This window comes from Streptomyces sp. NPDC107522 (assembly GCF_055657525.1).
In genome coordinates this window covers 1-3,621 of sequence record NZ_JBVKAU010000038.1, presented here as the reverse complement: position 1 = coordinate 3,621, position 3,621 = coordinate 1, and the positions used below count along the sequence as shown (strand labels likewise).

4 protein-coding genes are annotated in these 3,621 nt (G+C 69.9%); 1 reads left to right on the top strand and 3 read right to left on the bottom strand.

Going from position 1 to position 3,621, the window contains the following annotated elements:
* Positions 1-324: 324 nt before the first annotated feature.
* Positions 325-1,332, bottom strand: coding sequence for a stage II sporulation protein M (locus ACZ7L6_RS43365; RefSeq protein ID WP_471934058.1), 1,008 nt, complete (start codon positions 1,330-1,332; stop codon positions 325-327).
* A gap of 130 nt (positions 1,333-1,462) precedes the next feature.
* Between ACZ7L6_RS43365 and ACZ7L6_RS43360 the strand changes: the two genes are divergently transcribed.
* Positions 1,463-2,548, top strand: coding sequence for an RDD family protein (locus ACZ7L6_RS43360; RefSeq protein ID WP_471934056.1), 1,086 nt, complete (start codon positions 1,463-1,465; stop codon positions 2,546-2,548).
* 82 nt (positions 2,549-2,630) lie between these two features.
* Here the strand turns inward: ACZ7L6_RS43360 and ACZ7L6_RS43355 are convergent, their stop codons facing one another.
* Positions 2,631-3,245 carry a hypothetical protein gene (locus tag ACZ7L6_RS43355; protein WP_471934054.1) on the bottom strand — a complete coding sequence of 205 codons (615 nt, stop codon included), beginning with the start codon at positions 3,243-3,245 and terminating at the stop codon, positions 2,631-2,633.
* Positions 3,246-3,526: 281 nt separating this feature from the next.
* The coding region (locus ACZ7L6_RS43350; protein WP_356139216.1) for an adenosylhomocysteinase at positions 3,527-3,621 on the bottom strand (95 nt) is incomplete at its 5' end.

Genomic DNA, 3,621 nt, shown 5'->3' with positions numbered 1-3,621 from the left:
GGTCTTGCGTTTCCGACTCTATCAGATCTTTTTCCGATCCGATTTCCTCGGTGCTTTCCAGGTTCCCGCTCTCGCGTTTCCCTTTCCGGCGGTTCCGACTTTATCAGAACTTCCGGGCCGGATTGACCGGCCACTCATTTCCGAATCATCGGGAGGGGCTTCTCGGGAATCGATGTTCCACTGAAGCAGACAGACACTCACTCTGCCCGGGTGGACTACATCCACTTCCAGGCAACTGTTCGAATCTACCTCCCCACTCGCTCCGTGTCAACGGCTCTCGTGGGGCGAAGAGGAGACTAGCAGCTCAGGGGGTGCATGCGCACATCAGGCCGCCGTTGGCACGGCAGCGCTGCGCTCGGCTGCCTCGACGTCGCCTGTCTCTCCGCTGCGGGCGGCACGGCCGCCGAGGACATAGACGTAAGCGAGGAAGGCCAGCTCTGCTATGACGCCGATGCTGATGCGCGCCCAGGTGGGCAGGCCGGAGGGGGTGACGAAGCCTTCGATGGCGCCGGAGACGAAGAGGATGAGGGCGAGGCCTATCGCCATGCCGATCGCGGCTCGGCCTTCCTCGGCGAGGGCTGAGCGTCGGGTGCGAGGGCCGGGGTCGATGAGGGTCCAGCCGAGGCGCAGGCCGGTGCCGGCGGCGACGAAGACCGCGGTCAGTTCGAGGAGACCGTGCGGCAGGACGAGGCCGAGAAAGGTGTCCAGGCGTCCTGCCGAGGACATCAGGCCGAGGCCGACACCGAGGTTGAGCATGTTCTGGAAGAGGATCCAGAGCACCGGGAGGCCGAGGAAGACGCCCAGGATCAGGCAGAGGGCAGCAGCCCAGGCGTTGTTCGTCCAGACCTGGGCCGCGAACGAGGCGGCGGGGTGGCTGGAGTAGTACGTCTCGTACTGGCCGCCGGGACGGGTGAGCTCGCGCAGTTCGCTGGGGGCGGCGATGGTCGCCTGTACGTCGGGGTGGGTGCCTATCCACCAGCCCAGAAGTGCCGCGACGAGGGTCGACAGGAGCGCTGTGGGTACCCACCAGTGGCGCGACCGGTAGACCGCGGCTGGGAAACCGTGAGCCAGGAAGCGCGTGACATCGCGCCAGGAAGCGCGCCTGCTGCCTGTCACCGCGCTACGCGCGCGTGCCACGAGTTGGCTGAGCCGTCCGGTCAGCTGAGGGTCGGGGGCGCTGGACTGGATCACGGAGAGGTGGGTGGCGGTGCGCTGGTAGAGAGCGACGAGTTCGTCGGCCTCGGCGCCGGTGAGGCGGCGCTGGCGCCCGAGGAGGGCGTCGAGGCGGTCCCACTCGGCTCGGTGGGCGGTGACGAAGACGTCGAGGTCCATCTGCTTTCCTGCTCCCCGGCTGTTCGTCGGCGGCTCGGCATGGATGTCAGCTTGTCGTACTGCGGCGCGATGCGCCCTCAGCTTGGCAGACTGGCCATTCCAGGGGCAGGTCAGGGGAAGGGCGGGCGGCGTGAGTGAGCTGGTGACGGGTGAGGCGGTGGCGCTGGAGTTGCGCCCCGCGAAGCTGCCCAGCAGGGCACTGGCCGTGCTGCTCGATCTGGCTGTGGCTGTCATCGCGTACATCGTCGTGACCATTGGTGTGGTGGCTGCCACCGCTTCTCTGGACGAGGCGGCGCAGGCCGCGCTGTCCATCGCGACGTTCGTTCTGCTGCTGGTCGGCGGGCCGATCGCGGTCGAGACGCTGAGCCACGGGCGGTCGCTCGGGAAGTTGGCGTGCGGGCTGCGCGTCGTGCGCGACGACGGAGGGCCGATCCGGTTCCGGCATGCGCTGGTGCGGGGTCTCATCGGCGTGATCGAGATTCTGATGACGCTCGGCGTCGTCGCCGTCATCGCTTCGCTGGTCTCCGCGCGCGGGCGGCGGCTCGGCGATGTGTTCGCCGGGACGCTCGTCGTACGGGAGCGGGTGCCGGTCGCGCGGACGGGTTTCGTTCCGCCGCCTCCGCCGTGGCTGGCCGGGCGGTTCTCGGGGCTCGACCTGTCGGCGGTGCCCGATGGTCTGTGGCTCGCCATTCGTCAGTACCTGACGCGGATGCAGCAACTCGACCCTCAGGTCGGCTGGAACATGGCGGAGCGGCTCGCCACGGACCTTGCCGCGCGCACGGGTGCTCCGGCGCCGCAGGGCGTGCCGCCGGCGGCGTATCTGGCCGCGGTTCTGCAGGAACGGCAGGCGCGGGAGGCCCGGCGTGCCTTCGGCAGCGGGCCGGGTGCGGGTTGGGTCCCTGCCGGTATCGGTGCTGCGGGTGGTACCGGCCCGGTGGGCGGCGCGAGTCCTGTGGGTGGGGCGAGTCCTGTGGATGGGGCGGGCAGTGCAGTCGGTGCACCAAGCGCTTACGCCCCGCCGGTCCCGCCGCCCGCCGCGGTTGCGCCTCCGTCCGGTGTGTACGGCGTGGGGGTGGCTCCGGTCGGCGGTCGACCTGGAGTTGGGGCGGAAGCGGAGCGTTCCCCTGTACCGCGGGACGAGGCAGGGCAGTCTCCTGGACCGCAGGATGCGTCATCGAACGACCGGCCCTCCACCGGCTTCGCACCGCCGGGGTAGCTCCTCCCTGTCCCCAGGCCACGGCGCCGCTCTGTTCAACGGGCGGCGCGCCCTGATGCACAGCTCAAGTAACCGGCCGCGCTCAAGCGAACGTGGACGGCGGGGTGTCCAGGTCCTCCAGCTCGATGCCGGGGGCTGCGAGGACCACGTCGCCCGCGATGTGTACGGCGTGCTGTTCGCCCGTGTCCAGGGCTGTGACCTGGTACTCGTCCACGGTCAGGGGGCCGTTGTCAGTGGCGTGTGTTTCTCTGTTCACCAAGGCCCAGGACTGGTCCACGGTGCGTGGGGCGAGGACCGGGTCCGTGAAGGCCACGAGGCGTACGCGGGTTGCCGAGACGGAAGGGGTGAGGCGCAGGAGGCGAGTGGTGGCGACGAGGAACGCGGGGGACGTGCCGGTGAAGGAATGGGCGCGCACATTGCCTTCCGTGGCGTGAGCCCCGGTGGGGTCGGTACGGACCCAGGTGACGCCGTCGAGGGCGGCACCGCGTACCTGCCAGCCGCCGGCGTGGAGTTCGAGACGGATGGGCCGGCCGAGTTCGTCCAGGGCGAGGTCGACGGAGCCGCTGTGTTCGCCTGCGGGGGTGGTCAGCTGGGAGATGTAGCGCCAGCCGGAAGGGCCGGGGGCGCAGTGGAAGTGCTCTTCTGCGAGGGGGGTGTGATCGTGCGGATCATGGAGCGAATAACGGCCGCGGGGCATCTGGGTCCTGGGTCGTGACGGGCTGGTCGGGCCACGAGGGCCGTTGAGGCCACACGGGCCGACGGGGCAGGCCCCCGGCACGGGGGTGCGGGGGCCTGCCTCGGAGGATCTGCCGCTGGTGAGCGCGCACTGCACGGACGCGCTCACCTGGAGGTGCCTGTGCCGGTCACGCTCGCCGGAGGCTGCCGGGCGAACTCCTCGCCCAGCAGCCTGGCGGCCTGACAGCTCGGCTCGAGCGGTCCGGCTCAGCGAGAGCGCGGCTCGCTCTGTAGCCGCTCGGCTCAGTAGCGGTAGTGGTCCGGCTTGTACGGGCCCTCGACCTCGACACCGATGTACGCGGCCTGCTCGGGACGCAGCTTCGTCAGCTTCACACCCA